This window comes from Kineococcus deserti (assembly GCF_050871945.1).
GTDB lineage: Bacteria > Actinomycetota > Actinomycetes > Actinomycetales > Kineococcaceae > Kineococcus.
The window spans coordinates 16,871-39,366 of record NZ_JBJLSI010000042.1 but is presented as its reverse complement, the minus strand read 5'-3'; the positions used below and the strand labels follow the sequence as shown (position 1 = coordinate 39,366).

Here is a 22,496-nt window from a genome sequence, read left to right as displayed (position 1 = left end):
GGTCATAGCGGTGGGGAAACGCCCGGTCTCATTCCGAACCCGGAAGCTAAGCCCACCAGCGCCGATGGTACTGCTCGGGAGACTGGGTGGGAGAGTAGGTCACCGCCGGCCACTCAACTTTGAGTGAGCGTTGTGGGGAGCAGTCCCTTCTCCTTTCAGGGGGGGAAGGGGCCGCTCCCCACACGTGTTTCACGGCCCGGTCAGCGACGGACGGAGACTCCGAGCACCCGCAGCCCCGGAGTCCCCAGCCACCGGTGCTCGCCGTCGTCGACGACGGTCAGCAGGACGGCCTGGCAACTGCGGCAGCGCACCACGGACCCCACGTCGTTCACCACGACACTGGCGCCGGCGACGCTGCCCGTCACGCCACACCCGTTGCAGCGCAACAGGGCGTCGGTCATGTCCCGGTCGAAGATCTCGGCCAGGACCCCGGCCACGGCGTTCCCGTCGAGCATCACGAACCTCCGAAACGTTCCGCACGGATCTTGTCGGACGGGTGCCCCAGGTCCAGGAGCCAGCGGATCACCTGTTCGACGAACGGTGTGGACCCGCACACGAAGACGGTCGGGCCCACCTCCGCCGGCAGGGCGACCTCCTCGAGCACCAGGCGGGTGAGCCGACCCGGGGCCCGGGTGGAACCGGCGGGGGACCGGCGGCTGAACACGTACTCGACCTCCAACCCAGCGTCGTGGGACACCGACTCGTCCAGTTCGCGCCGGAAGAAGACGTCCTCCGGAGTCCGCGCCGCGTAGAGCAGCCGCATCGGCGAGGGGTGCTGCGCCGCGGCGTGCGCGCGGACCATCGCCACCATCGGCACGACACCCGAGCCGCCGGCGATCAGTTGCGTCGGTCCGCCGTCGGCGGTCGGCTCCCACACGAACCACGCGCCGAGCGGCCCGTGCACCTCCAGCGCATCGCCGACCTCGAGGGCGTCGACGAGGAAGGGCGACACCTCGCCGTCCTCGACGCGGTCCACCGCGAGCTCGACGCGCGTTCCGTCGCCCGTGGAGGCGACCGAGTACGAGCGGGTCGCCTGGTACCCGTCGTCCGCGGTCAGCCGCAGGTCGAGGTGCTGCCCGGCGGTGCTGCCCGGCCAGGTCGGCACCTGCAGCACGATGCGGCGGGCCCGCGGCGTCTCGGCCTGCACGTCCTCCACCGTCGCCGCGTGCCAGGCCGGCCGGTGACGGCGGACGGCGGTCACGGTCTCGACGGCCGTCACCAGTACCGCTCCTCCTTCCACGGGTCACCGTGGAGGTTGTACCCCGCGTTCTCCCAGAACCCCGGCTCGTCCGTCTCCTGCATGACGATGCCGCGCAGCCATTTCGCGCTCTTCCAGAAGTACAGGTGGGGGACGAGCAGCCGCGCCGGGCCACCGTGCTCGGGCGTGAGCGGTTCACCGTCGGCCTCGAACGCCACCCACGCCTGCCCGTCGAGCAGTTCCGCCAGCGGGACGTTCGTCGTGTAGCCGCCGTAGGAGTGCGCCATGCAGTAGTCGTAGGACGTGTCCACGTCCTCGAAGAGGCGGTCCAGGGACACCCCGCGCCAGGCCATCCCCAGCTTCGACCAGTGGGTGACGCAGTGGATGTCGACCGTGATGTCCTGTGGCCCGAGCGCCTGCACCTCCGCCCAGTTCCAGGTGTGGACGGCGCCGGTCTCGGTGGCGATGGAGAAGCTCCACTCGTCCCGGTCGACGTAGGGGGTGGCGCCCGCCGACAGCACCGGCCAGTCCCGCACGAGGGTCTGCCCGGGTGGGAGGTCCGGGTCCACCTCCCGGCGCCGGCCTGCGAAACCTCGTGTGAACGACGCCACGTCCGCTCCTCCCGCCGGTGAGCCCGGACGGCTCAGGCAGCCGTCATCGTGCCCGAGCGCGTCGCGGTGGTCCAGGGTCGGAGCACGTCCGGGTCACGTCCGGAATCAGGAGTGCTGCGCAGTCCACGCCGCGTGCAGCCGCGAGTACGGCCCACCCGCGTGGGCCAGCCGCTCGGCCGGCCCGACCTCCACGACGCGCCCGGCGTCCACGACGACCACGGTGTCGGCGGCCTCGGCCGTCGACAGCCGGTGCGCGATCGCCACGGACGTCCGCCCGCTGAGCACACCCTCCAGCGCCCGCTGCAGCCGGACCTCGGTGGCGGGGTCGACCGAGGACGTCGCCTCGTCCAGCACCAGCAGGTCCGGGTCGGACAGGTGCGCCCGGGCCAGCGCCACCAGCTGACGTTCCCCGGCGGACAGGCGTTCCCCGCGCTGGCCGACGGGAGTGTCCAGCCCCTCGGGCAGCCCGGCGACCCACGAGGAGAGGCCGAGGTCGTCGAAGGCGCGCAGCACGTCGGCGTCGGACGAGCCCGGCATGCCGCGGCGGACGTTCTCCCCGACGGTCACGTCGAAGAGGAAACCCTCCTGCGGGACCGCGACGACACGGCGGTGCAGCTCCTTCGACGGCAGGTCGCGCGCGTCGACGCCGTTGAGCAGCACCCGCCCGTCGGAGGGGTCGACGAGGCGGGTCACCAGGCGCGACAGGGTCGTCTTGCCCGAGCCGGTCTCCCCGACGATCGCGGTGCGCGAGCCGGCGGGGAAGTGCAGGCAGACACCGGACAGCACCTGCTTGTCGGTACCGGGGTAGGAGTACGCGACGTCCTCGACCCGCACGTCGACCGGGCCCTCGGGCAGGGCCCGCGGCGTGGTGGGCTCGGGAACGGTGACGGGGGTGTCGATGAGGTCGACGACGCGCCGCCAGCCGGCCAGGGCGTTCTGCAGTTCGTTGAGGACCTCGGTCGCCGCCTGCACCGGCCCGACCCACAACTGGGCCAGGAACAGGAACGCCAGCAACCGGCCCAGGGTGATGTCGCCGTCGATGCCGAGCAGCGTCCCGACCACGATCACCAGGGCGACGACCAGGCCGGAGACGAACACCCCGCTGGAGAAGGTCACGGCGGTGGCCGTCTGCGCCTTCACGGCCTGCTTGCGGTGCTCCTCGATCGCGCCGTCGATCCGCTTCCACGACCGGCCGGAGGCGGCGTGCGCGCGGACCACCTCCGCGCCGACCACGGCCTCGGACACCGCGGCCAGCAGGTCACCCATCCGCACCCGCACCGCGCGGTAGGCGCGCGTCACCGGACGCTGCAACCGCTGCCGGGCCAGGACCAGCGGCACGAAGCAGCCGATGACGACCAGCGCGAGCTGCCAGGAGTAGAAGAACATCAGCGCCGTCGCCAGCAGCACCTGCCCGGCGGACAGCACCAGCACCAGCATGCCGGTCTGCAGGAACGTCGAGATCGTGTCGACGTCGCTGGTCACCCGGCTCACCAGCGACCCGCGGCGCTCCCCGCTCTGGGTCAGCACGGCCAGGTCGTGCACGTGCCGGAACGCGCGCACCCGCAGCGTCGCCAGCCCGGCCTCGGTCGCGCGGAACAGGCGCACGTTGACGATCCACGCCGTCCCGGCGGTGACGAGCACGACGAGCGCCGCCACGGCGCACAGCAGCACGACGCGGCCGACGTCCGGTCCGCCCTCGGCCTGCACCCCGGTGTCGATGGTCTGCTGCACGGCGACGGGGACGGCGAGCTTGCCCAGCGTGGTGGCGGCCGCGATGGCCAGCGTCACGCCGAGGCCCTCGGCGAACTCGGGGGTCAGTTCCCGGGCGCGGGCGACCACACCCCGGTCTGCGGTCACGGTCTGGGCGCTCACGCGACCTCCTCCTCACCCGCGGCGCGCTCGGCGGCCGCCCGCGCGTACGCGGTCACCAGTTCCCGGTAGCCCTCGTCGCGGGCGGCGACCTCGTCGGCCGGCCCACGGTCCACGACCCTCCCGCGGTCGAGGTGGACGACCTCGTCGGCCAGCGCGATCGTCGCCGGCCGGTAGGCCACGACGACCACGGTCGTGCCCAGACCCGTCTGCTCCAGACCGTCCAGGACGGCGCGTTCCACGGCCGGGTCCAGCGCGCTCGTCGCGTCGTCCAGCACCAGCAACCGCGGGCGGCGGACCAGGGCGCGGGCCAGGGCCAGGCGCTGCCGCTGACCGCCGGACAGGGTCGACCCCCGCTCCCCGACGAGTTCGTCCAGCCCGTTCGGCAGGCTCGCCACGAAACCCTCCGCCTGCGCCAGCCGCAGCGCCTGCCAGACCTGCTCGTCGGAGACGTCGAGGCCGAGGGCGACGTTGCCGCGGATCGAGTCGTCGAAGACGAACGTCGACTGCGGCACCAGCGAGGCCGCACCGGCGATCTGCCCCTCGGCCAGCTGCCGCACGTCGACCCCGTCGAGCAGCACGTCGCCGGTGCTGGGATCGACCAGCCGCACCAGCAGCCCGGCCAGCGTCGACTTGCCCGCGCCGGTCCCGCCGACCACCGCGACCGTGGTGCCCGCGGCGACGTCGAGGGTGACGTCGCTCAGGACCGGCAGCGGATCGGGGTGAGCGACCTGGGGTTCGGCGCTGAGCGGATCGGCGGCGGGTGCGGGGTGCCGGTACGACAGACCCGTCGTCGCCACCGTCAGCGGACCGCCCGCCTGCACCGGCTGGGAACCCCACGGGGTCGTCGCCTGCTCCTGCAGGACGTCCTGGATGCGGGCGTCGCCGGCGACCGTGCGTGGCAGGTCGCCCAGCAACCAGCCGAAGGACCGGACGGGGAACCCCAGCAGGCTCAGCAGGTAGGCGATCTGCACGAGGTCGCCGACGCTGGTCGTGCCGGCGGCGACCCGGACCGAACCGACCGCCAGCACGAGCAGGGTTCCCAGCGAGGGCAACGCCTCGATGATCGGGTCGAAGGCGCCGCGGGTGCGGCCGGCGGCGACGTTGGCGTCGCGCAGGCGCCCGGCGTCGGCGCGGAACCGGTCGACCTCCTCGTCGGCCAGGCCCAGCGTCTTGACGACCAGCGCGCCCTCGAAACTCTCGTGCGCCGTGGTGGAGACCTCACCGCGCAACTGCTGCACCCGCACCACCAGCGGCGACATCCGGCGCTGGTAGACGATGTTGGCGATCACCAGCGCCGGCACCACGAGCAGGCCGACGACGGCCAGCACCGGGTCGGCGAGGAACATCGCGATCCCGGCGAAGACGATCAGCACGGCCGTGCCGAGGGCGAACGGCAGGACCATCGTGACCTGCCACATCGCCTCCACGTCCGACCCGGCGGTGGCCAGCAACCGCCCCGCGGGGTGGGCGTGGTGCCAGGCGATCGGCAGTTCCAGGTACCGGCGGGCCAGGGCGCGGCGGTAGCGGGCCTGCAGCGCGAACGTGAACGCACCGCCGAAGATCCGCCGCACGAGGACCCCGCCGACCAGGACGATCGTGACCGACATCAGCGCCGCCCCGGCCAGCCACACGTCGGCAGCGCTCACCTCGCCGCTGCCGGTGAGCGCCGGGACGACGACGTCGTTGGTCACCCGCCCCACGAGCCAGCCCGAGGCGGCGTTCCCGATGCCGTAGACGACCGAGCCGACGAGGGCGATGCGGAAGGGGCGGGGCTCTTCGCGGATGCCGCGGCCCAGGATTCTCACGCCGTTGAGGAACGTACCGCTCACCGGACGACCCTTTCACAGGGAAAGCCCTTTCGCCGGGGCAACCTGTCCGGACCCGGCGGCGGCAGACCCACGACGTGCTCACCGTCGAGGGGAGACGCTCGTGCGAGGTGGCGGCCACGACGACTGGGCCGGCCCACGTCGGCGGCTCGAACTCGTCCGGCAGGTCGCCACCCGCTACCTCCTGCTCCAGCGCGTCTCCGGCGACCTGCGGCTGCACCCCGCCGACCTGGACGCGGCCGCCGAGGAGATGGCGACGACCTGCGGCAGCCACCCGCGACGTGGTGCGGGTCGGCGCCCTCGTCCCCAGTCGGGGCGGCGCGCTGACGGTCGCCCGGGGCTGGCTGGAACCGGTCGACCGGTTCGACGTCGCCAACGGGCGGGACGACTTCCCGGAGGACCAGCCGACGCCGGACGACCCGGCGCACGCGGCGCGGATCGAGGAGTACCTGGACCGCTGAGGGACGTGGACACCGGGGCTCGGCCGTCGCCGCGGTGTCCCCAGGGGCCCGTCCGCTGCGCCTTGCCGGTCCTCCTGTGGAAGGACCTGCGTGGTGCCGGGGGGCGGCGCCTACGTTCTCGACACCGATCGAGGACGAGGAGCCCCATGCCGAAGATGCCGCTGACGTTCCGCGCGTGGATGGAAGGGGACGGGGTCGAGACGCAGACGCTGGAGTTCGCCGACCGGACGTGGCCCTGGATCGCGGAGCAGCTGGCGCGGAACCGGCCGGGCTTCCGCGCCGGGGCGTTGTCCGTGGCAGACGTCGACCACCTCGCGGGGCCGGTCACTGCGGAGTTCGCCGCCGCGTACGGTGCCTCGCCGGAGTCGGCCCGGTCGGCGCTCGCCGGGGTGGCGCACCTGCACCACCACTTCACCTGGCGACACCCGATGGTCGCGGACGCCACGTGCGCCGCCCTGGACCGGCTCGTCCCGGTCGTCGACGAACTGGAGGACCTCTGCCGGCAGCTGGAGGGCGAGGCGCCGGGCGCGACGGACGACCTCCCGCTCCTGGTGGCGGTTCGGGACCTGGTGGGTCGCCCTGGCGGTCCACGCCCGGTCGGCACGAACCTGGACGTCGACGTCCGGCGGCTGACGGAGTTCCTCCGCGAGGAGGGCTACCTCGACCAGGAGTTCTGCGGAACCCCGGTGGCCGCCCCCCTCGCGGACGACGAGGACGCACGCAGGCTGCCGGCGGAGCGGGACCTGGTCACGCGCTGGATCGCCACGCAGCTCAGGAACGTCGGCGCGACACGGGAAGCCCTCTTGGCAGGACTCCTGTGCGCCGCCGCCGGCGCGGTCGTTCCCGCGCCGCTGCTCGTGTGCGCAGCGCGCCTGCAGGAGGCGCTGGACGAGTACGAGGGCGAGTCGACCGACCCCTTCGACGGGGACGAACTCGGCCGGATGCTCCAGAGCCTGGCGGCGGCGGGCATCAGCCGCAGCGGGACCGGCCTGGACGTGCCCGCGGAACTCGGTCCCCTCGTCGTCCAGGCCGTGCGCGGCGCGGCGGCAGGGCCGTGGGTACGGCGTGAGTTCGTGGCCCGCTGGTTCGCGACGCTGCGCGGGGAGTCCTCGTTGGTGCTCGACTTCGTGCCGTCGATCGGCTCGTTCGTGCAGCAGTCGGGATGATCGGCGACCGCGTCTGCCGACTCCAGACCCGACACCGGGAGTTGAAGAAGGCCCCCGGTCTGTTGACCGGGGGCCTTCGGAGTAGCCCCGACGGGATTCGAACCCGCGCTACCGCCGTGAGAGGGCGGCGTGCTAGGCCGCTACACAACGGGGCCCCAGCAGGTGGTTCCGTTCCCGGAACCGCCTGGAGAAGTCTACCCCGTCTCCGGAGGGCTCAGAACCGCCCCGCGACGTCGGCCACGAGCAGGGCCGTGAACAGGAGCGAGGCTGCCCCGAGCAGCCCGTTGGACAGCCAGCCCGAGCGGCCCTGCGCCGCGACCTTCTGCGAGTTGAGCAGCAGCATCAGCGTGATCGCCAAGAAGGGCATGAAGACCGAGCCGAGCAGCCCGTAGACGAGCGTCAGCCCGAAGGGCTTGTCCATGAACAGCAGCGCCATCGGCGGGAACGTCAGCCACAGCAGGTAGGCGCGGAAGGGAGTGGAGCGCTCGACGCCGACCGGGCGCTCGCCGGGCGTGGAGTCCGCGTCCTTGCCGTGGGGCAGGCGCAGCTGGCGGGTCCAGTCGGCGAACATCATGCTCACGCCGTTCCACACACCCAGCAGCGACGAGGACGTCACCGCCAGGAAGCCGATGAGGAACCAGACGCGGGCCCACTGGCCGTACTCCTCGCCCAGGGCGGCGCCCAGGGTCAGCAGGCCGTCGTCGCCGGCCGTGAGGTCCTGGCCGAACAGCATCGTCGAGCCGACGACGAGCATCGCGACGACGAAGACGCCCGTCATGACGTAGCCGACGGCGTTGTCCAGGCGCATCATCGACAGCCACCCCGTGCCGCGCCAGCCCTTGGCGAACATCCAGTAGCCGTAGGCGGCCATCGTGATCGTCCCGCCGACACCGCCGACCAGGCCCAGCACGTAGATCGTCGACCCGTCGGGCAGGCGCGGGACCAGACCGCCGGCGAGGTCGCCGAGGTTCGGGCTGACGAGCACGGCGATCGAGACGACGGTCACGAACTTGAAGAGGACGAGCACCGTCATGAACTTCTCGAACGCGTGGTAGCGCTGCGCCCAGACCAGCAGCAGGCCGGCGACGCCGGCGATCATCGCCCAGTAGCGCACGGGCAGGCCACCGAAGAGCGCGTTCAGCGGCAACCCCACGGCGGACATCGCCGTCGCGCCGTACACGAACCCCCAGATGACGATGTAGGCGCCGAAGAACGTCGTCGCCCACCGGCCGAGCCGTCGCCAGCCGTCCAGCAGCGTCGTGCCGGAAGCCAGGTGCCAGCGGCCCACGCCCTCGCCGAGGGCGAGCTTGAGGATCGTGCCGGCGACGGCGGCCCACAGCAGGACGGTGCCGAAGCGGGCGCCGGCGACCATCGTCGCGACGAGGTCACCGGCTCCGACGCCGGTGGCGGCGGCCAGCAGGCCGGGGCCGATCTGCCGGACCCGGCCACGCAGCCCCTTCGGGGGGATCAGCTCGAGCTGTCCGTCGACGTCGACCTTCGACATGGGGTCGCTCCTCGTTGCGCGTGTGCCCTGGACCTCCGATCAGGCTAGGAGTGATCGGCGCGCGGCGACCAGTCGGAGAGTTGACGCAGCCGTAACACGAGATGGCTGCAATCGCGATTGCAATGCCCTACTGTTCCGGCAACGCGAAGTGTGAGCATCCGGTCGGCGTCGTCGAAGGAGGTCGAAGTGGTCCCCCCGGTCACCCCCTGGCTCGACGGCCTGCTGCCGGCCGCCGGCCTCTCACCCGCCCAGAGCAAGGTCTTCGAGGCCGTCCGCGGTGACCACCAGTTCGCCTCCTTCGCCGAGGTCGCGGCGATCGCGGCGCGCGCCGGTGTCGACAACAGCACCGTCGTGCGCTGCGCCCAGACCCTCGGGTTCAAGGGGTGGCCCGCGCTGCAGCACGAAGTGCGGGCGCGGTACCTGGCCACGCTGTCCAACGAGCAGACCCTCGACGTGCACCCCAGCAGCGAGGGGTCGCTGCTGCAGCAGACCGTGCGGCGCGACATCCGCAACCTCGAACAGGCGCTCGAGACCGTCGACGAGGACGTCCTGGCCGCCGCGGTCAAGACCCTCGCCCACGCCTCCCGCACGCTCGTCCTGGCGACCGGCTCCCTGTCCGCGCCGGCCACCGTCCTGGCCCACCTCGGTACGACCATGGGCTACGACATCCACCACGAACCCCGCGGCGGCGCACACCTGGCCGCGGCGGTCAACCGTCTCACCGCGGCTGACGCGCTGGTCGTGCTCAACGTGTGGCGTCCCATGAGCGACCTGCTCGCCGCCGTGCGCATCGCCCGGTCCACCGGCTGCCCCGTCGTGGCGATGACCGACATGTACAGCGGGGCGCTGGCGGCCGCCGCCGACCACGTCCTCGTGCTGCCCAGCGAAGGCGTCTCGTTCTTCCAGTCCACCACGGCCGCGACGTCGGTCGGGTACGCCCTGCTGGCCGGGCTCGAGGCCGAGCGCCCCGAGATCACCCGCCCCGCGATCCGCCGCATCCAGGAACTGTGGAACGGCCTCGGCACCTACACCGACTGACACCCCGGAAGGCAACACCCGTGACAGAAGCGCAACGCATCGCCGTCGTCGGACTCGGGTCCATGGGCGGCGCCATGGCCCAGAACCTGCACCGCCTCGGCTGGGACGTCGTCGGCGTCGACCCCTCGTCGCAGGCGCGCGAACGTGCCGCCGAGCACGGCATCACCACCACCGACGCCGTCGCGGACGTCGCGGGAACCCCGTACGTCGTCCTCTCGCTGCCCTCGGCGGCCCTGGTGGAGCGGACCGTGCCCGACCTGCTGTCGCAGCCCGGAACCCTGGCGATCGTCGACACCACGACGTCGGAACCGGCCACCTCGCAGCGCCTGTCGCAGCTCGCCGCGCAGCAGGGGACGGCGTTCGTCGACGCCCCCGTCTCCGGTGGCCGCACCGGTGCGCTGGCCGGAACCCTCAGCGCCTTCGTCGGCGGAACCCCCGAGGCGGTCACGGCCGCCGAACCCGTGCTGCGGGCCCTGACCGCCAAGGACCCCGCCGTCGTCGGCGGGCCCGGGGCCGGCAACGTCGTGAAACTGCTCAACAACGTCCTGTGCGCCACCAACCTCGTCGCCGTGGGGGAAGCCCTCGACATCGCCGCCGCGTACGGGATCGACCTCGGGACCGCCGCGGCCGCCGTGAGCTCGGCCAGCGGCGGCAGCAACGTCAGCGCCAACGCCTACCCGAGCTGGATCCTGTCCGGCACCTACTCCTCGGGTTTCGCCATGGGCCTCATGGCCCGTGACGTCGACCTCGCCCTGCAGGTCGGTGCCGAACGCGGCGCGAAACCCGCCCTGCTGGCCCAGACCCAGGCGGCGTGGCAGAAGGCGCTGGGCGAACGCGGCCCGGCTGCCGACTTCACCGAGGTCGCCCCCACGACGACCACCGCCTCCCACGCCTTCACGACCGGAGAGAACTCGTGACCGTCCTCGACACGCCCCTGACCTCGGGTGCCGCCACGGCGGCGCGGCTGCTCTCCGAGGCCCTGCCCACCGGCATCGGGTCCTTCGTCGACGGCGGGGTCCTGCCCGGCGACGGAGAACCCGTCGTCCTGACCGCCGCCGCGACGGGCGAGGAGTTCGCGACCTACCGCGACGCCGGCGACACCGTCGTGGAGGAACTGCTCGCCAGTTCCGCGCGCGGGGCCCAGGTGTGGGGCGCGATGAATCCGTTCGAACGTGCCGCCCGGTTGCGGGCGGTCTCGGTCGCCGTCGCCGAGAACGCCGCCCAGCTCGCCGTCCTGGAGTCGGCCACGAGCGGCAAACCGCTGCGCGACACCCGCGTCGAGGCGGCCAAGGTCGCCGAGATGTTCGGCTACTACGCCGGCTGGGCGGACAAGCTGCTCGGTCAGACGATCCCCGTCCCGGGCGACTGGTTCACCTACACCCGCAAGGTGCCGTGGGGCGTCGTCACCGCCGTGACCCCGTGGAACGCGCCGATGTTCACCGGCGGCTGGAACAGCGCCGCCCCGCTGGCCGCCGGCAACGCCGTCATCGTCAAACCCAGCGAGTACACGCCCGTCACCACGATCCGGCTGGCGCAGATCGCGTACGAGGCCGGGCTGCCCGCGGGGGTGTTCAACGTCGCGGTGGGCCTGGGCGGCACCGTGGGGACCCAGGTCACGACCGACGCGCGCGTCGGCAAGGTGAGCTTCATCGGCTCCGTCGGCACCGGCCGCCGCGTCGCCGCCGCGGCGGCCGCGGCCGGCAAACCCGTCGTGCTGGAACTGGGCGGCAAGAGCGCCAACCTGGTGTTCGCCGACGCCGACCTCGACCGCGCCGCCGACGGCGCCATCGCCGCGGTCTTCTCCGGCGCGGGGCAGTCCTGCGTCGCCGGCTCCCGGTTGCTGGTGCAGCGCAGCGTCCACGACGACTTCCTGGACCGGGTCGCGACCCGGGCGGAGAAGCTGCGGCTCGGCGACCCGCTCGACCCGGCCACCGAGATCGGCCCCATCGTCACCGCCCCGCAGTACGCCACCGTGCGCTCGCTCGTCGACGCCGGGATCTCCGCCGGCGCCGCCCGGCGCACCGGCGCGCACCTGCCCGGATCGCTGACCGGGGACCTGGCCGGTGGTCGCTGGGTCGCGCCCACCCTGCTCGCGGGGGTCACGCCCGACAACCTGCTGGAGACGACCGAGGTGTTCGGCCCGGTCGTGGGGGCTGACGCCTTCGACGACGAGGCCGACGCGGTGCGCCGCGCGAACGCCACCCCGTTCGGCCTCGCCGGTGCCGTCTGGACGGCCGACGTCTCCCGCGCGCACCGCGTCGCGCACGCGGTGAACGCCGGCACGTTCTGGATCAACGCCTACAAGACCATCCACGTCGCCGTGCCGTTCGGCGGTTTCGGCGACTCCGGCCACGGCCGGTCCTCCGGCCCCGGGGTGCTCGAGGAGTACACCCAGACCAAGGCCGTGTGGGTTCCCGTGCAGGACGCGGGCGCCCCGTTCCCCTCGCTCGGCTACTGACGCCCCGTCGAAAGGACGGCCCCCATGAGCACCGCCGCACGGGCGACCCCACCCGCTGAACGCACCACGAGTCTGGGACTGGCGAAGGTCTGGCCGGTCTTCGCCCTCGCCGTCGTCATCGCCCTGGTCTGCGAGGTCATCGGCTCGGTGCCGATCGACGTCGGCATCGGCGAGATCGTCTTGTTCCCCATGGTGTGGGGAATCCTGTTCGCCACCGTCGTGTCGGTGCAGAAGGTCCGGCCGCTGCCGGTCGCCCTGCAGAAGGCGGCCACGGCCGTCGTCGGCACGACAGTCCTGGTCCTCGTCGCCCGGCTGGCCTACAACGTCGGTCCGAGCCTGGAACTGCTCGTCGACGCCGGGCCCGCTCTGCTGCTGCAGGAGATCGGTCACCTGCTCGGCACCGTCGGGCTGGCGCTGCCGCTGGCGGTGCTGCTGAAGATGGGCCGGGCGACCGTCGGTGCGACGTTCTCCCTGGACCGCGAGCCTTCGTTCGCCATCGTCAGCGAGAAGTACGGCGCGGACTCCGACGAGTACCGCGGCGTCCTGACGATGTACGTGTTCGGCACGCTGTTCGGTGCCGTGTACATCACGTTCCTGGCCTCGCTGATGTCCTCGGCGGGAGTCTTCGACCCGCTGGCGCTGGCCATGGGTGCCGGCGTCGGCTCCGGGTCGATGATGGCCGCGGCCACGGGCGCCATCTCCAGCGTGTACCCCGGTGACGAGCAGGGGATCCTGGCGATCGCCGCGGTCTCGAACCTGCTGACGACGCTGCTCGGCGTCTACGTGGGCATCTACGTCGCACTGCCGCTGGCGCAGCGGATGTACTCGGCCATGACCCGACGGAACACCCCCGTCGTGGACGCCGCCACGGCCGAGCGCAACCGGAGGTTCCGCGAGGAGTTCTCGGCCAACGCCGGCACGGTGGACGTGCCGCTGCACGTGACGCTCCCGGTCATCGCCGTCCTCGGGATCGCGACGGCCTCGATCGCCGCGGGCGGGTTCTCCTGGGAGATCGTCGGCGGGTACGCCGCGATGACCGCCCTCGTGCTCCTCGGGCTGGCGCTGCACCGGCTGGTGAAGCCGATCTCGTCGATCATCTGGATCACCACTCTGGGCGCGGCGCTGTCCAGCCCGTGGTCGCCGGTGGGGGAGCGGCTGTTCGCGCTCGCCTCGAGCGTCTCGATCCTGTCCCTCGCGACGATCATGCTGACCCTGGCGGGGCTGAGCCTGGGCAAGGACATGGGCCTGCTCAAGAGCGTCGGCTGGAAGATCGTGCCCGTCGGGCTGGTCGCCATCACCGCCTCGTTCGCGCTGTCGACGCTCATCGCGGAGTTCGCCCTGGGGTTCTGGGGCTGAGACCACCCGCACCACGAACGCCCGGTCCCCGCACGTGGGGCCGGGCGTTCGTGCTTGATCACGGACGTGCTCGATCACGGCGAGGTGGGTCCGCGGCTCTGGGGACGAAGGGAGTGGTGGCAACCCCTTGACCGTGGATCGTGCACGATCTACGGTCGACGACATCAGCAAGGACCCAGCTCACCGCGGAGCTGGCGCCGAGGAGGTGGACCGCATGCCGCACCGCCCGCTCCACCCGACCCCCACCAGGAGGGCTGTCTACGATGACGCTCGTGGATCAGACGAGGACGCGCCGCGCACCGGCTCCCAGCCGGCAGATGCTGGCCGACCACGTCTACGACGCCGTCCTCGACCTGCTCATCGACGGCGAACTCAAGGCCGGGGCGGCCCTGGGGATCGACGCCCTGGCCCGGGAGTTCGAGGTTTCGCAGACCCCCGTCCGCGAGGCGCTCGCCCGGCTGGAGTCCACCGGGCTCGTCCGGCGCACCGCGCTCAAGGGGTACCGGGTCGCCCCCGTGGCGACCCCCGAGGAACTCGTCCGGCTCATGCAGGCCCGGCTCGTCCTCGAACCGGCGCTGGCCGAACTGGCCGCCCGGCGCCTGACCCCACAGGTCCTGGCCGACCTCGAGCAGGCCGTCCACGACCTCGCGACCGCACCGCTGGGGCCCTCGTTCCACGAGTTCCGCCAGTACTGGGAGGCCGACGAACGCTTCCACCGCATCATCGCCGAGGCCACCGGCAACGAGTTCCTGCTGTCGGCCTACCGCGCCCTCGGCGGCCAGATCCAGCGCTTCCGCCTCTTCGGCGGCGGGGGCGTCACCGACTCCGACCACTGCGTCGCCGAGCACACCCGCGTCCTGACGGGGCTGCGCACCGGAGACCCCGTCACCGCCCGCGAGGCCATGGCGGCGCACATCACCGAGGCGCGGGACCGCGCGCTCGAGGCGTACGACACGCCTGACGCCGCCCACGCCTGAACCACCCGCACCTCCAGCAGTTCCCGCAGCTCCTGCAACGCCGCAGCGCAACGCGGCCCCCTCACGCCCGGAAGGCGAACCATGAGCACCAGCACTGCTCACAACCCCGGCCTGTCCTCGGACACCAACCACTTCCCGCGCTCGGCGCCCAGCGACCCGACCGCACCGCACGTCGAGGCCGCGACCGTCGTCGTCGACGCCACCAGCGACCGCGGACCGCTCACCCGGATCTGGGAGAGCATCGGCTACGACGAGATCAACTGGACCTACACCCCCACCGGCCGCAAGCTGCTCAAGACGTTCGGGGAGTTCTCGCCCCGGCCGTTCCTGATCCGGCCGCACTACGTCTTCTGCTCGGGCACCGGGTTCGGGATCCCGCACTGGGGCAACGGGAACGTCTACCACGAGGACGCCGACGGGAACGTCTCCTACGACTTCACGATCGTCGACCAGACCTACGACGCCATCGTCGAGGCCGGCCACCACGTGCTCGTCGAGATCGCCTTCACCCCGCGCGACCTGCTGCCCCCCGAGGCCGACGAGCTCGAGGTCGTCTCCAGCCCCACCGTCTACAGCAACTACGAGGCCGGCGCCTGGGCGTACCCGCCGAAGGACTACGAGAAGTGGCGCGGCCTGGTCGCCGCGCACGCCCGGCACTGCCTGGAACGCTACGGCGCCGACGAGGTCCGCGAGTGGCTGTGGGAACTGTGGAACGAGCCGGACATCTTCTACTGGAAGGGCACCCCGGAGCAGTTCTGCCGGCTGTACACCGTCACGGCCGAGGCCGTCCGCAGCGTCCTGCCCGACGCCAAGGTCGGCGGCCCGGCCGTCACCGGCGGTGGCGTGGAGTTCATGCGCACGTTCCTCACCCACACGTCGACGAACGACGTGCCGCTCGACTTCGTCTCGTTCCACACCAAGGGGTCCGCGTTCACCCCGTGGCGCGTGTACGGGCCGACCGGCGGCGAGGCGCCGGAGAAGCAGAACCCGTCGGCGCACAAGATGCTCTTCGAGATCCGCCGCATGCTCGGCGTCGTCGGCGAGTTCCCGCAGTACCACTCGCTGCCGGCCATCGTCGACGAGTGCGACGCGGGCGTCCCGGCGCACTACAGCGTCTACGACAACGCCAACTTCCAGTTCCAGAACACCGAGTACTACCCCGTCTTCCAGGTCAAGCTCTTCAAGAAGATCCTCGACCTCAACGAGACCGGGCCCGTGCAGGTCGAGCAGGCCACCTCGTGGAGCTTCTACTTCGAGGGTGAGCGGTTCTTCGAGGGAACCCGTGCGTTCCTCACCGCCGGCGGCATCGAGAAGCCGCTGCTGAACGCCTACCGGATGATGGCCCGCCTCGGCGGCCGCCGGCTGACCGCCACCTCGGACGCCATGAGCCCGGCCGAGGACCTCGACGCCGGCGACGGCCGCAGCATGCGCGAGGAGGTCGACGTCCTGGCCTCCACCGACGCCGCGGGACGCGTCACCGTCCTGGTCTGGCGGCACACCGACGACCAGTACCGCACCGACGACGGCCCCGTCCCCGTCGACCTGCGGATCGAAGGGCTGGCCGGCACCTCGTACGCGCTGAGCCACCACCGCATCGACGCCGCCCACAGCAACGCCCACACCGCCTGGACGGAACTGGGCAGCCCGCAGAACCCCAGCGACGAGCAGATCACCGCGATCAAGGACAGGCAGGGGCTGGAGGAGTTCGAGCCGGTGCGCGACGTGACCGTCGACGGCGGGACGTTCAGCACCGTCGTGGACCTGCCGCTGCCGTCGGTGTCGATGTTCGTCCTGGAACCCCGGTGAGTGCCGCGGAGTCGGCCACCGTCCCGCTGGCCGGTGGAGTCGCGATCCCCCGACTGGGGTTGGGGGTCTTCCAGGTTCCGCCCGACGACGCGCAGCGCGTCGTCGAGGACGCCCTCGACCTCGGCTACCGGCACGTCGACACCGCCGCCGCGTACGTCAACGAGGCCGGGGTCGGGGCGGCGCTGAAGGCGTCCGGCCTGCCGCGGGAGGAGGTGTTCGTCACCTCCAAGCTGCGCAACGGCGACCAGGGCCACGACCAGACCCTGCGGGCCTACGACGAGACGTGCGACCGGCTGGGCCTGGAACAGTTGGACCTGTACCTGGTGCACTGGCCCAACCCGGCCGCGGGTCGGTACGCCGACAGCTGGCGGGCGCTGCGCAGACTGCACGCCGAGGGGCGGGTCCGCGCGGTGGGGGTGTCGAACTTCCTCACCGAGCACCTCGACGCGTTGGAGGGGGTGCCGGCCGTCAACCAGATCGAGCTGCACCCGACGTTCCAGCAGCGCGACCTCGTCCGGACCTGCCGGGAGCGGGGGATCGTCGTCCAGTCGTACTCCCCGCTGGGGCAGGGCGCCGACCTCGACGACCCCGTCGTCGTCGGCATCGCCCGCACCCACGCCGCCACCCCCGCCCAGGTCGTCCTGGCCTGGCACCTGCACCAGGGGTTCGTCGTCATCCCCAAGTCCGCCCGGCGGCAGCGGTTGCAGGAGAACCTGGCCGCCACCTCGCTGCGCCTGTCCGACGACGAGGTCGCCGCCGTCACGGCCCTGGACCGGGGGCACCGCACCGGCGGCGACCCCACCACCTTCTCGCTCAGCCAGATCCGGTAGGGAGGTCAGCTCGATGGCGAGAACGATCACCCCCGCACCCACCGCGGCACCCACGGCCCTCGCCGACAGGCCCAAGGCGGGACGCCGGGGGGTCGACACCAGACGTCAGACGATGTGGATCTGGGCGTTCCTGACCCCGACCATCGTCCTGTACGGGATGTACACCCTGTACCCGATCGTCGCCAGCTACTGGTACTCGCTGGTGGAGTGGAACGGGTTCTCCTCGCAGCAGCGGTTCGTCGGTGTCCAGAACTACCAGGCCGTGCTGAACGACCCCGCGTTCTGGGCCTCGGTGAAGATCACCCTGGTGTTCATGCTGCTCGTGGCGCCGGCGCGGATCCTGCTCAGCCTGCTGCTGGCCATGGTCCTGAACTCGCCGCGGCTGCCGCTGCGCAACCTGTTCCGGACGGTGTACTTCCTGCCCGTCGTCACGACGACGGCCATCGTCGGTGTCGTCATGCAGTTCGTGTTCGACCCGGCCAGCGGGCCGTTCACGGCGTTCCTCAAGGCGTTCGGCGCGGACACCGGCATCGACTTCCTCGGTGACTCGGGCACGGCCCTGGTGACCGCGGCCGCGGTGTACGTGTGGAAGTTCTTCGGGATCACCATGGTCTACTGGCTCGCTGCACTGCAGACCGTGCCGACCGAGCTGTACGAGGCCGGGCGCATCGACGGGGCCGGGTCGTTCCAGCTGTTCCGGTACGTGACCCTGCCGCTGCTCATGCCGTTCCTGCTGATCATCACCGTCCTGACCGTCGAGGACACGTTCCACGCATTCGACCTCATGCAGACGATGACCGGTGGTGGGCCGTTCTTCTCCACCGAGATCATCGAGATCTACATCTACCGCTGGGCGTTCAGCGCCTCGATCCCGCAGCTCGGGTTCGCCTCGGCGGCCGCGGTGCTGTTCGGGTTGTTCGTCATGGTCGTCGGCGCGCTGCAGGCCTGGGCGCTCGTCGTGGCCCGGCGCAGCCGGAAGGAGCTGTCGTGAGCATCGCGACCCCACCCGTCTCGCGGGGACGGCGGATCGCCCAGCGGGCGCCCTGGTGGGGTGTCGTCCTGCTGCTGGCCGTCCTCGCGGTGATCTGGGTCTACCCGTTCGTCTGGATGGTCTCGGCGTCGCTGAAGAGCTCGCTCGAGGTGTTCACCGCGGGGCTGAAGATCCTGCCGGAGAACTTCGCCTGGGAGAACTACTCCCGGGCCTGGACCGACGCGAACTTCAGCCGCTACATGATCAACACCGTCCTCCTGACGGTGTCGACCGTCGTCATCGTCGTCGTCCGGTGCGCCCTGGCCGGGTACGTGCTCGGGCGGTTCCGCTTCCGTGGTCAGCGGATCATCGTCGGCGTCCTGGTCGCGACGCTGTTCGTCCCGACCGGGTACACGATCATCCCCATCGTCAAGCTGTCGATGGAGTTGAACCTGCTGAACTCCCTCACCGGCATGGTCCTGGCGCTGTCGGGCGCGGCGAACGTGTCCGCCATCCTCATCTACGCGGGCTACTTCCGGCAGTTGCCGAAGGAGCTCGAGGAGGCGGCCACCGTCGACGGGGCCGGGTTCACCCGGGTGTTCTTCCAGATCATGCTGCCGCTGTCGATGCCGGTCACGGCCACCGTCGCGCTGCTGACGTTCCTGGCCACCTGGAACGCGTTCTTCCTGCCCCTGGTGTTCTCCTTCAGCGACCCGGACCTGCGGACGCTGTCGGTCGGGATGCAGGCCTTCGTGGGCGAGAACGCCACCGACTGGTCGGGAATGGCGGCCGCCGGGGTCATCTCGATCCTGCCCATCGTGGCGTTGTTCCTCTTCCTCCAGCGCTACTTCGTCGAAGGCATCGCCGGAGCCGTCAAGTCCTGAGGCGCGTCCTCGCGCGCCCTCGCGGGCGCGCGGTGACCGCGCACCCGATCACCGCGCACGCGGTGACAGCGCGCTCGAACCCGGCGACGCGAGCCCTTCGGCACGAGGTGACAGCGCGCGCGATCACCGTGCACGAGGTGACAGCGCGCGCAAACCCGGGGTGCCCCGCCCCGCCCCGGGAACCCACCTCCTGATCGTTCCACCCACCGCACGACCATCTCGATGAGGAGAACCCGTCATGCCCCACATCTCTCGCCGTTCGCTGCTCGCCGGCGGCGGTGGCCTCACCGGTGCCGCCCTCCTCGCCGCCTGCGGCGGGGGCAGCAGCGGCAGCGGCGGTGGCCCCGGCGCCCCCGTCACGCTGCGCTGGTGGGACCACTTCAGCGCCCTGCAGAAGTTCCACGCCGAGTGGGCCACGAAGCAGTCCCAGGAAACCGGTGCCTCGATCGAGTACACCTACAACGACGTCAGCAAGTCCACCGAGGCGCTGCAGCTGGCCAACCAGAGCAAGCAGCTGCCCGACATCTACAGCAACGTCGTCGGCCTGCCGTTGCCGGCGCTGGTCGCCGAAGGGTGGCTGCACGAGATCACGCTGTCGGAGGAGGCCAAGGCCGCGCTGCCCGAGGGCGCCTACACCGAGGGCATCACCACGATCGACGGCAAGCTGTACGGCCTGCCGCTGTTCAGCTACCAGCAGTACGCCGCGGCGCACTGGTTCAACGTCGACATCATCAGCGGAGCCGGGCTCGACCCCGACGACCCGCCCGCCTCCTACGACGACTTCCGGGCCAACCTGGAGAAGATCAAGGCCGGTGGTGGGGACGCCGCCCCCATGGTGCTCGCCCTCGGCGGAGTGGCCCGCATGCGCGAGCAGATCGACGACCTCGCCCAGGCCGCCGGTTTCCCCGGGTTCCAGGGCATGGAGTACGCCACCGGGGAGTACGCCTACGACGACGACACCTACGTCAACGCCATCGAGTTCTGGAAGGAGCTCAACGACTCCGGTCTCATCCTCGCCGGCAGCGGCAGCCTCACCGTCGCCGACGCCCGCACCCGCTGGGCCTCGGGGGTGGCCGGGTACTTCCCGGACGGCCCGTGGTGCGCGGGGGGCGCGAAGAACGTCGTGCCCGAGTTCGCCGACAAGATGGGCGTCGGGCCGATCCTCACCCCCGACGGGCGACCCGTGGTCACCTACCGCGGAACCCCGGCGGCGCAGTTCTTCATCGCCGGCACCACCGCCAACCCGGAGCAGGCCAACGCCGTCATCGAGTCCATGACGACGACGGAGTACCAGAAGGGCCTGGCCAGCGGGATGGACCAGCCGCCCTCGGACCTGTCCGTCGTCGAGACCGCCGACGTCATCGAGCCGTACCGGCAACTGGCGGTGTGGTTCGCCGAGTCGGTCAGACGGGCACCCGAGGCGATCGTCCGCAATCCCGCGATCGCCCAGGTCCAGGCCGCGCAGAAACCCGTCAGTCCGCACCTCGGCGACATCGTGCAGGGCTACCTCGGCGGCGACATCACGGACCTGAAGGCGGCGCTGCGCGACCTCAACGGCCGGTTCAACGCCGACTTGGACGCCGCGATCGCCACGGCAACAGCGGGTGGGGCGCAGGTCTCGCGGGCCGACTACGCCTTCCCGGACTGGGTGCCCGGGCAGGACTGGGTGCGGCCCACGTCCTGACGGCTCAGGGCTGGAAGACGGCGCGCAGGCAGCCGTCCTCCTTCTCCTTGAAGATCCGGTACCCCTCGACGGCCTCCTCCAGCGGCATCCGGTGGGTGGCCAGGAACGAGGTGTCCAGTTCGCCCGCCGCCAGGTGGCGCAGCAGCCGCGGCACGTACCGCTGGCCGTGCTGCTGCGCCGACCGGATCGTCAGCCCTTTGTTCAGGACGACACCGGTCGGGAACGAGTCGGTCAGGCCGTAGACGCCGAGCACCGAGACCACCCCGCCCTTGCGGCAGGCCAGGACGGCCTCGCGCAACGGGGTGGCGCGGTCGGTCTCGGCGCGCACGGCCTGCTTGGCGCGGTCGAGCACCTGCTGCAGACCCGTGCCGTGACCCTCCATGCCGACGGCCTCGATCACCGCGTCCGGTCCCCGGCCGCCGGTGGACTCGCGCAGCACCTCCTGCACGCTGTCGACCTGCGAGTAGTCGACGGTCTCCAGGCCCAGGCGGTCCCGGGCCAGTTCCAGCCGCTCGGGGAGGCGGTCGACGACGATGACGCGGTCGGCGCCCATCAGCTTCGCGCTCGCGGCGGCCATCAACCCGACCGCGCCGGCGCCGAACACCGCGATCGTGTCGCCGGGGGAGATGTCGCAGAAGTCCGCGCCCATGTACCCCGTCGGCACCGCGTCGGAGGTGAACAGCGCCGAGACGTCGTCGACGCCTTCCGGCACCGGGAAGCAGTTCACGTCGCCGAACGGCACCCGCACGAACTGGGCGTGCGAACCGGCGTACCCGCCGAAGGGGTGCGTGTAGCCGTAGATCCCGCCGGAGGGGTAGCCCAGCAACGGCTGCTGCAGCTCGGCGTTCGGGTTGGTGGTGTCGCACAGCGAGTACATCTCGCGTTCGCAGTACCAGCACGCACCGCACGCGATGAACGAGGGGACGACGACGCGGTCGCCGACCTTGCGGTCGCGCACCTCGGAGCCGACCTCGGTGATCACACCCATGAACTCGTGGCCGAACACGTCACCGGGCTGCATGCCCGGCAGGTAACCGTCGATGAAGTGCAGGTCCGAACCGCACGTCGTCGTCAGCGACACCTGGAGCACGACGTCGCGCGGGTTGAGGATGCGGGGGTCCTCGACCGTCTCCACGGCCAGGTCGTTCACGCCGTTCCACACCAGGGCGCGCATCAGCGGTCTCCCTTCCGGCCGGACGGCTGCGGGGTGATCGTCGGGATCTCACCGGTCTGCAACAGGGCGCGCAGCCGGTACAGGACGGTGAACTCCGCGGTTCCGCCGGGCAGGTCGGTCTGCAACCGGACCTCGGTGCGCAGGCCGTTCGGCAGGGCCGTGACCCGGAAGGAGGCCAGCGGCGCGCTCGTCGCCTCGGCGCCGCCCTCGGTGTCGTCCGCGAGGTCCTCCGCGTGCTCCTTCGCGGGGCCGGCCGCGTGCTCACCGCCGCCGGGGACCCGCAGGAAGTCCAGGCCCTCGCTCGTCTCGGTGAGGGTCGTCACGATCCTGTCGTCCCCCAGCCGCCACGTGTAGCGGTCGCCCACGGCGTCCACCGTTCCCGCCTCACCCAGCAACCGCGACAGCACCGAGGCGTCGCGCACCGCGGTGAGCACGCGTTCGGCGGGCTGCTCGACGGTGAGGGTCTGGTGCGCCGCGCCGGTGGCGGGCGTGTGCTTGAGGACCTTCGCGGCGGCGCTGCGCGCGCCGCTCAGCAGGTCGCGGGGCGAGGCCACGGTCACCCTCCAGGGTTGCGACGTCAGGTGACCCCGACGCTACGGCGGGCCGGTCGCCGACGCACTCCGGAGTTTCGAGATGCGCACGGCCCGATCGCTCTCGAAACTCGAAGGCGTCCTGCCGAAC

At 71.7% G+C, this 22,496-nt stretch carries 20 protein-coding genes, 1 tRNA gene and 1 rRNA gene; 13 read left to right on the top strand and 9 right to left on the bottom strand.

Features of this window, described 5'->3' with window-relative positions; translation table 11 throughout:
- Nucleotides 1–111, top strand: a 5S ribosomal RNA gene (gene rrf / locus ACRYR2_RS22520); the annotation flags it as partial.
- 89 nt (nt 112–200) lie between these two features.
- Here rrf and ACRYR2_RS22515 read toward each other — a convergent pair.
- The 5 genes from ACRYR2_RS22515 to ACRYR2_RS22495 all read right to left on the bottom strand — a co-directional run bounded on the left by ACRYR2_RS22515 (nt 201) and on the right by ACRYR2_RS22495 (nt 5,510).
- Entirely contained in the window at nt 201–455 is a 255-nt protein-coding gene (locus ACRYR2_RS22515) for a DUF6510 family protein (RefSeq protein ID WP_432565130.1), read from the bottom strand.
- Nucleotides 455–1,219, bottom strand: coding sequence for a ferredoxin reductase (locus tag ACRYR2_RS22510; protein WP_432565129.1), 765 nt, complete (start codon nt 1,217–1,219; stop codon nt 455–457). Before ACRYR2_RS22510 ends, ACRYR2_RS22515 begins: the two co-directional genes overlap by 1 nt.
- Nucleotides 1,216–1,809 (bottom strand): molybdopterin-dependent oxidoreductase, encoded by a 594-nt coding sequence (locus ACRYR2_RS22505; RefSeq protein ID WP_432565128.1) that lies wholly within the window; start codon nt 1,807–1,809, stop codon nt 1,216–1,218. Before ACRYR2_RS22505 ends, ACRYR2_RS22510 begins: the two co-directional genes overlap by 4 nt.
- Nucleotides 1,810–1,914: 105 nt before the next feature.
- Nucleotides 1,915–3,681: an ABC transporter ATP-binding protein gene (locus ACRYR2_RS22500; protein WP_432565127.1), complete on the bottom strand. Its 1,767-nt coding sequence runs from the start codon at nt 3,679–3,681 to the stop codon at nt 1,915–1,917.
- Nucleotides 3,678–5,510 (bottom strand): ABC transporter ATP-binding protein, encoded by a 1,833-nt coding sequence (locus ACRYR2_RS22495; RefSeq protein ID WP_432565126.1) that lies wholly within the window; start codon nt 5,508–5,510, stop codon nt 3,678–3,680. Before ACRYR2_RS22495 ends, ACRYR2_RS22500 begins: the two co-directional genes overlap by 4 nt.
- 278 nt (nt 5,511–5,788) lie before the next feature.
- Here ACRYR2_RS22495 and ACRYR2_RS22490 point away from each other — a divergent pair, with 278 nt between their 5' ends.
- Complete coding sequence (locus ACRYR2_RS22490; protein WP_432565125.1) at nt 5,789–5,968, top strand: hypothetical protein; 180 nt, start codon at nt 5,789–5,791, stop codon at nt 5,966–5,968.
- Between the two features lie 146 nt (nt 5,969–6,114).
- Nucleotides 6,115–7,134: a hypothetical protein gene (locus ACRYR2_RS22485; protein ID WP_432565124.1), complete on the top strand. Its 1,020-nt coding sequence runs from the start codon at nt 6,115–6,117 to the stop codon at nt 7,132–7,134.
- A gap of 82 nt (nt 7,135–7,216) precedes the next feature.
- Here ACRYR2_RS22485 and ACRYR2_RS22480 read toward each other — a convergent pair.
- A tRNA-Glu gene (locus tag ACRYR2_RS22480) sits at nt 7,217–7,289 on the bottom strand.
- Between the two features lie 59 nt (nt 7,290–7,348).
- Nucleotides 7,349–8,638 (bottom strand): Nramp family divalent metal transporter, encoded by a 1,290-nt coding sequence (locus ACRYR2_RS22475; protein ID WP_432565123.1) that lies wholly within the window; start codon nt 8,636–8,638, stop codon nt 7,349–7,351.
- 186 nt (nt 8,639–8,824) lie between these two features.
- Here ACRYR2_RS22475 and ACRYR2_RS22470 point away from each other — a divergent pair, with 186 nt between their 5' ends.
- From ACRYR2_RS22470 to ACRYR2_RS22425, 10 genes are all read left to right on the top strand, one after another.
- A complete protein-coding gene (locus ACRYR2_RS22470; RefSeq protein WP_432565122.1) occupies nt 8,825–9,676 on the top strand; it encodes a MurR/RpiR family transcriptional regulator in 852 nt (283 codons plus the stop codon).
- Between the two features lie 20 nt (nt 9,677–9,696).
- The gene (locus ACRYR2_RS22465) at nt 9,697–10,593 is read left to right on the top strand and encodes an NAD(P)-dependent oxidoreductase (RefSeq protein ID WP_432565121.1); all 897 of its coding nucleotides are present in this window, start codon (nt 9,697–9,699) and stop codon (nt 10,591–10,593) included.
- The gene (locus ACRYR2_RS22460; protein ID WP_432565120.1) at nt 10,590–12,134 is read left to right on the top strand and encodes an aldehyde dehydrogenase family protein; all 1,545 of its coding nucleotides are present in this window, start codon (nt 10,590–10,592) and stop codon (nt 12,132–12,134) included. Before ACRYR2_RS22465 ends, ACRYR2_RS22460 begins: the two co-directional genes overlap by 4 nt.
- A 24-nt stretch (nt 12,135–12,158) precedes the next feature.
- A complete protein-coding gene (locus ACRYR2_RS22455) occupies nt 12,159–13,490 on the top strand; it encodes a DUF3100 domain-containing protein (protein WP_432565119.1) in 1,332 nt (443 codons plus the stop codon).
- Between the two features lie 263 nt (nt 13,491–13,753).
- A complete protein-coding gene (locus ACRYR2_RS22450) occupies nt 13,754–14,467 on the top strand; it encodes a GntR family transcriptional regulator (RefSeq protein WP_432565118.1) in 714 nt (237 codons plus the stop codon).
- Between the two features lie 81 nt (nt 14,468–14,548).
- Nucleotides 14,549–16,273 (top strand): GH39 family glycosyl hydrolase, encoded by a 1,725-nt coding sequence (locus tag ACRYR2_RS22445; RefSeq protein ID WP_432565117.1) that lies wholly within the window; start codon nt 14,549–14,551, stop codon nt 16,271–16,273.
- Nucleotides 16,270–17,103 carry an aldo/keto reductase gene (locus tag ACRYR2_RS22440; protein WP_432565116.1) on the top strand — a complete coding sequence of 278 codons (834 nt, stop codon included), beginning with the start codon at nt 16,270–16,272 and terminating at the stop codon, nt 17,101–17,103. The genes ACRYR2_RS22445 and ACRYR2_RS22440 overlap by 4 nt, the downstream gene beginning before the upstream one ends.
- Nucleotides 17,104–17,116: 13 nt before the next feature.
- Nucleotides 17,117–18,094, top strand: coding sequence for a carbohydrate ABC transporter permease (locus ACRYR2_RS22435; RefSeq protein WP_432565115.1), 978 nt, complete (start codon nt 17,117–17,119; stop codon nt 18,092–18,094).
- Nucleotides 18,091–18,957, top strand: coding sequence for a carbohydrate ABC transporter permease (locus ACRYR2_RS22430; RefSeq protein ID WP_432565114.1), 867 nt, complete (start codon nt 18,091–18,093; stop codon nt 18,955–18,957). The genes ACRYR2_RS22435 and ACRYR2_RS22430 overlap by 4 nt, the downstream gene beginning before the upstream one ends.
- Nucleotides 18,958–19,195: 238 nt before the next feature.
- Complete coding sequence (locus ACRYR2_RS22425; protein WP_432565113.1) at nt 19,196–20,641, top strand: ABC transporter substrate-binding protein; 1,446 nt, start codon at nt 19,196–19,198, stop codon at nt 20,639–20,641.
- Nucleotides 20,642–20,645: 4 nt separating this feature from the next.
- Here the strand turns inward: ACRYR2_RS22425 and ACRYR2_RS22420 are convergent, their stop codons facing one another.
- The gene (locus tag ACRYR2_RS22420) at nt 20,646–21,815 is read right to left on the bottom strand and encodes a zinc-dependent alcohol dehydrogenase (RefSeq protein WP_432565112.1); all 1,170 of its coding nucleotides are present in this window, start codon (nt 21,813–21,815) and stop codon (nt 20,646–20,648) included.
- On the bottom strand, nt 21,815–22,369 hold the full coding sequence (locus ACRYR2_RS22415; protein WP_432565111.1) for a hypothetical protein: 555 nt from the start codon (nt 22,367–22,369) through the stop codon (nt 21,815–21,817). The genes ACRYR2_RS22420 and ACRYR2_RS22415 overlap by 1 nt, the downstream gene beginning before the upstream one ends.
- Nucleotides 22,370–22,496: the final 127 nt, after the last annotated feature.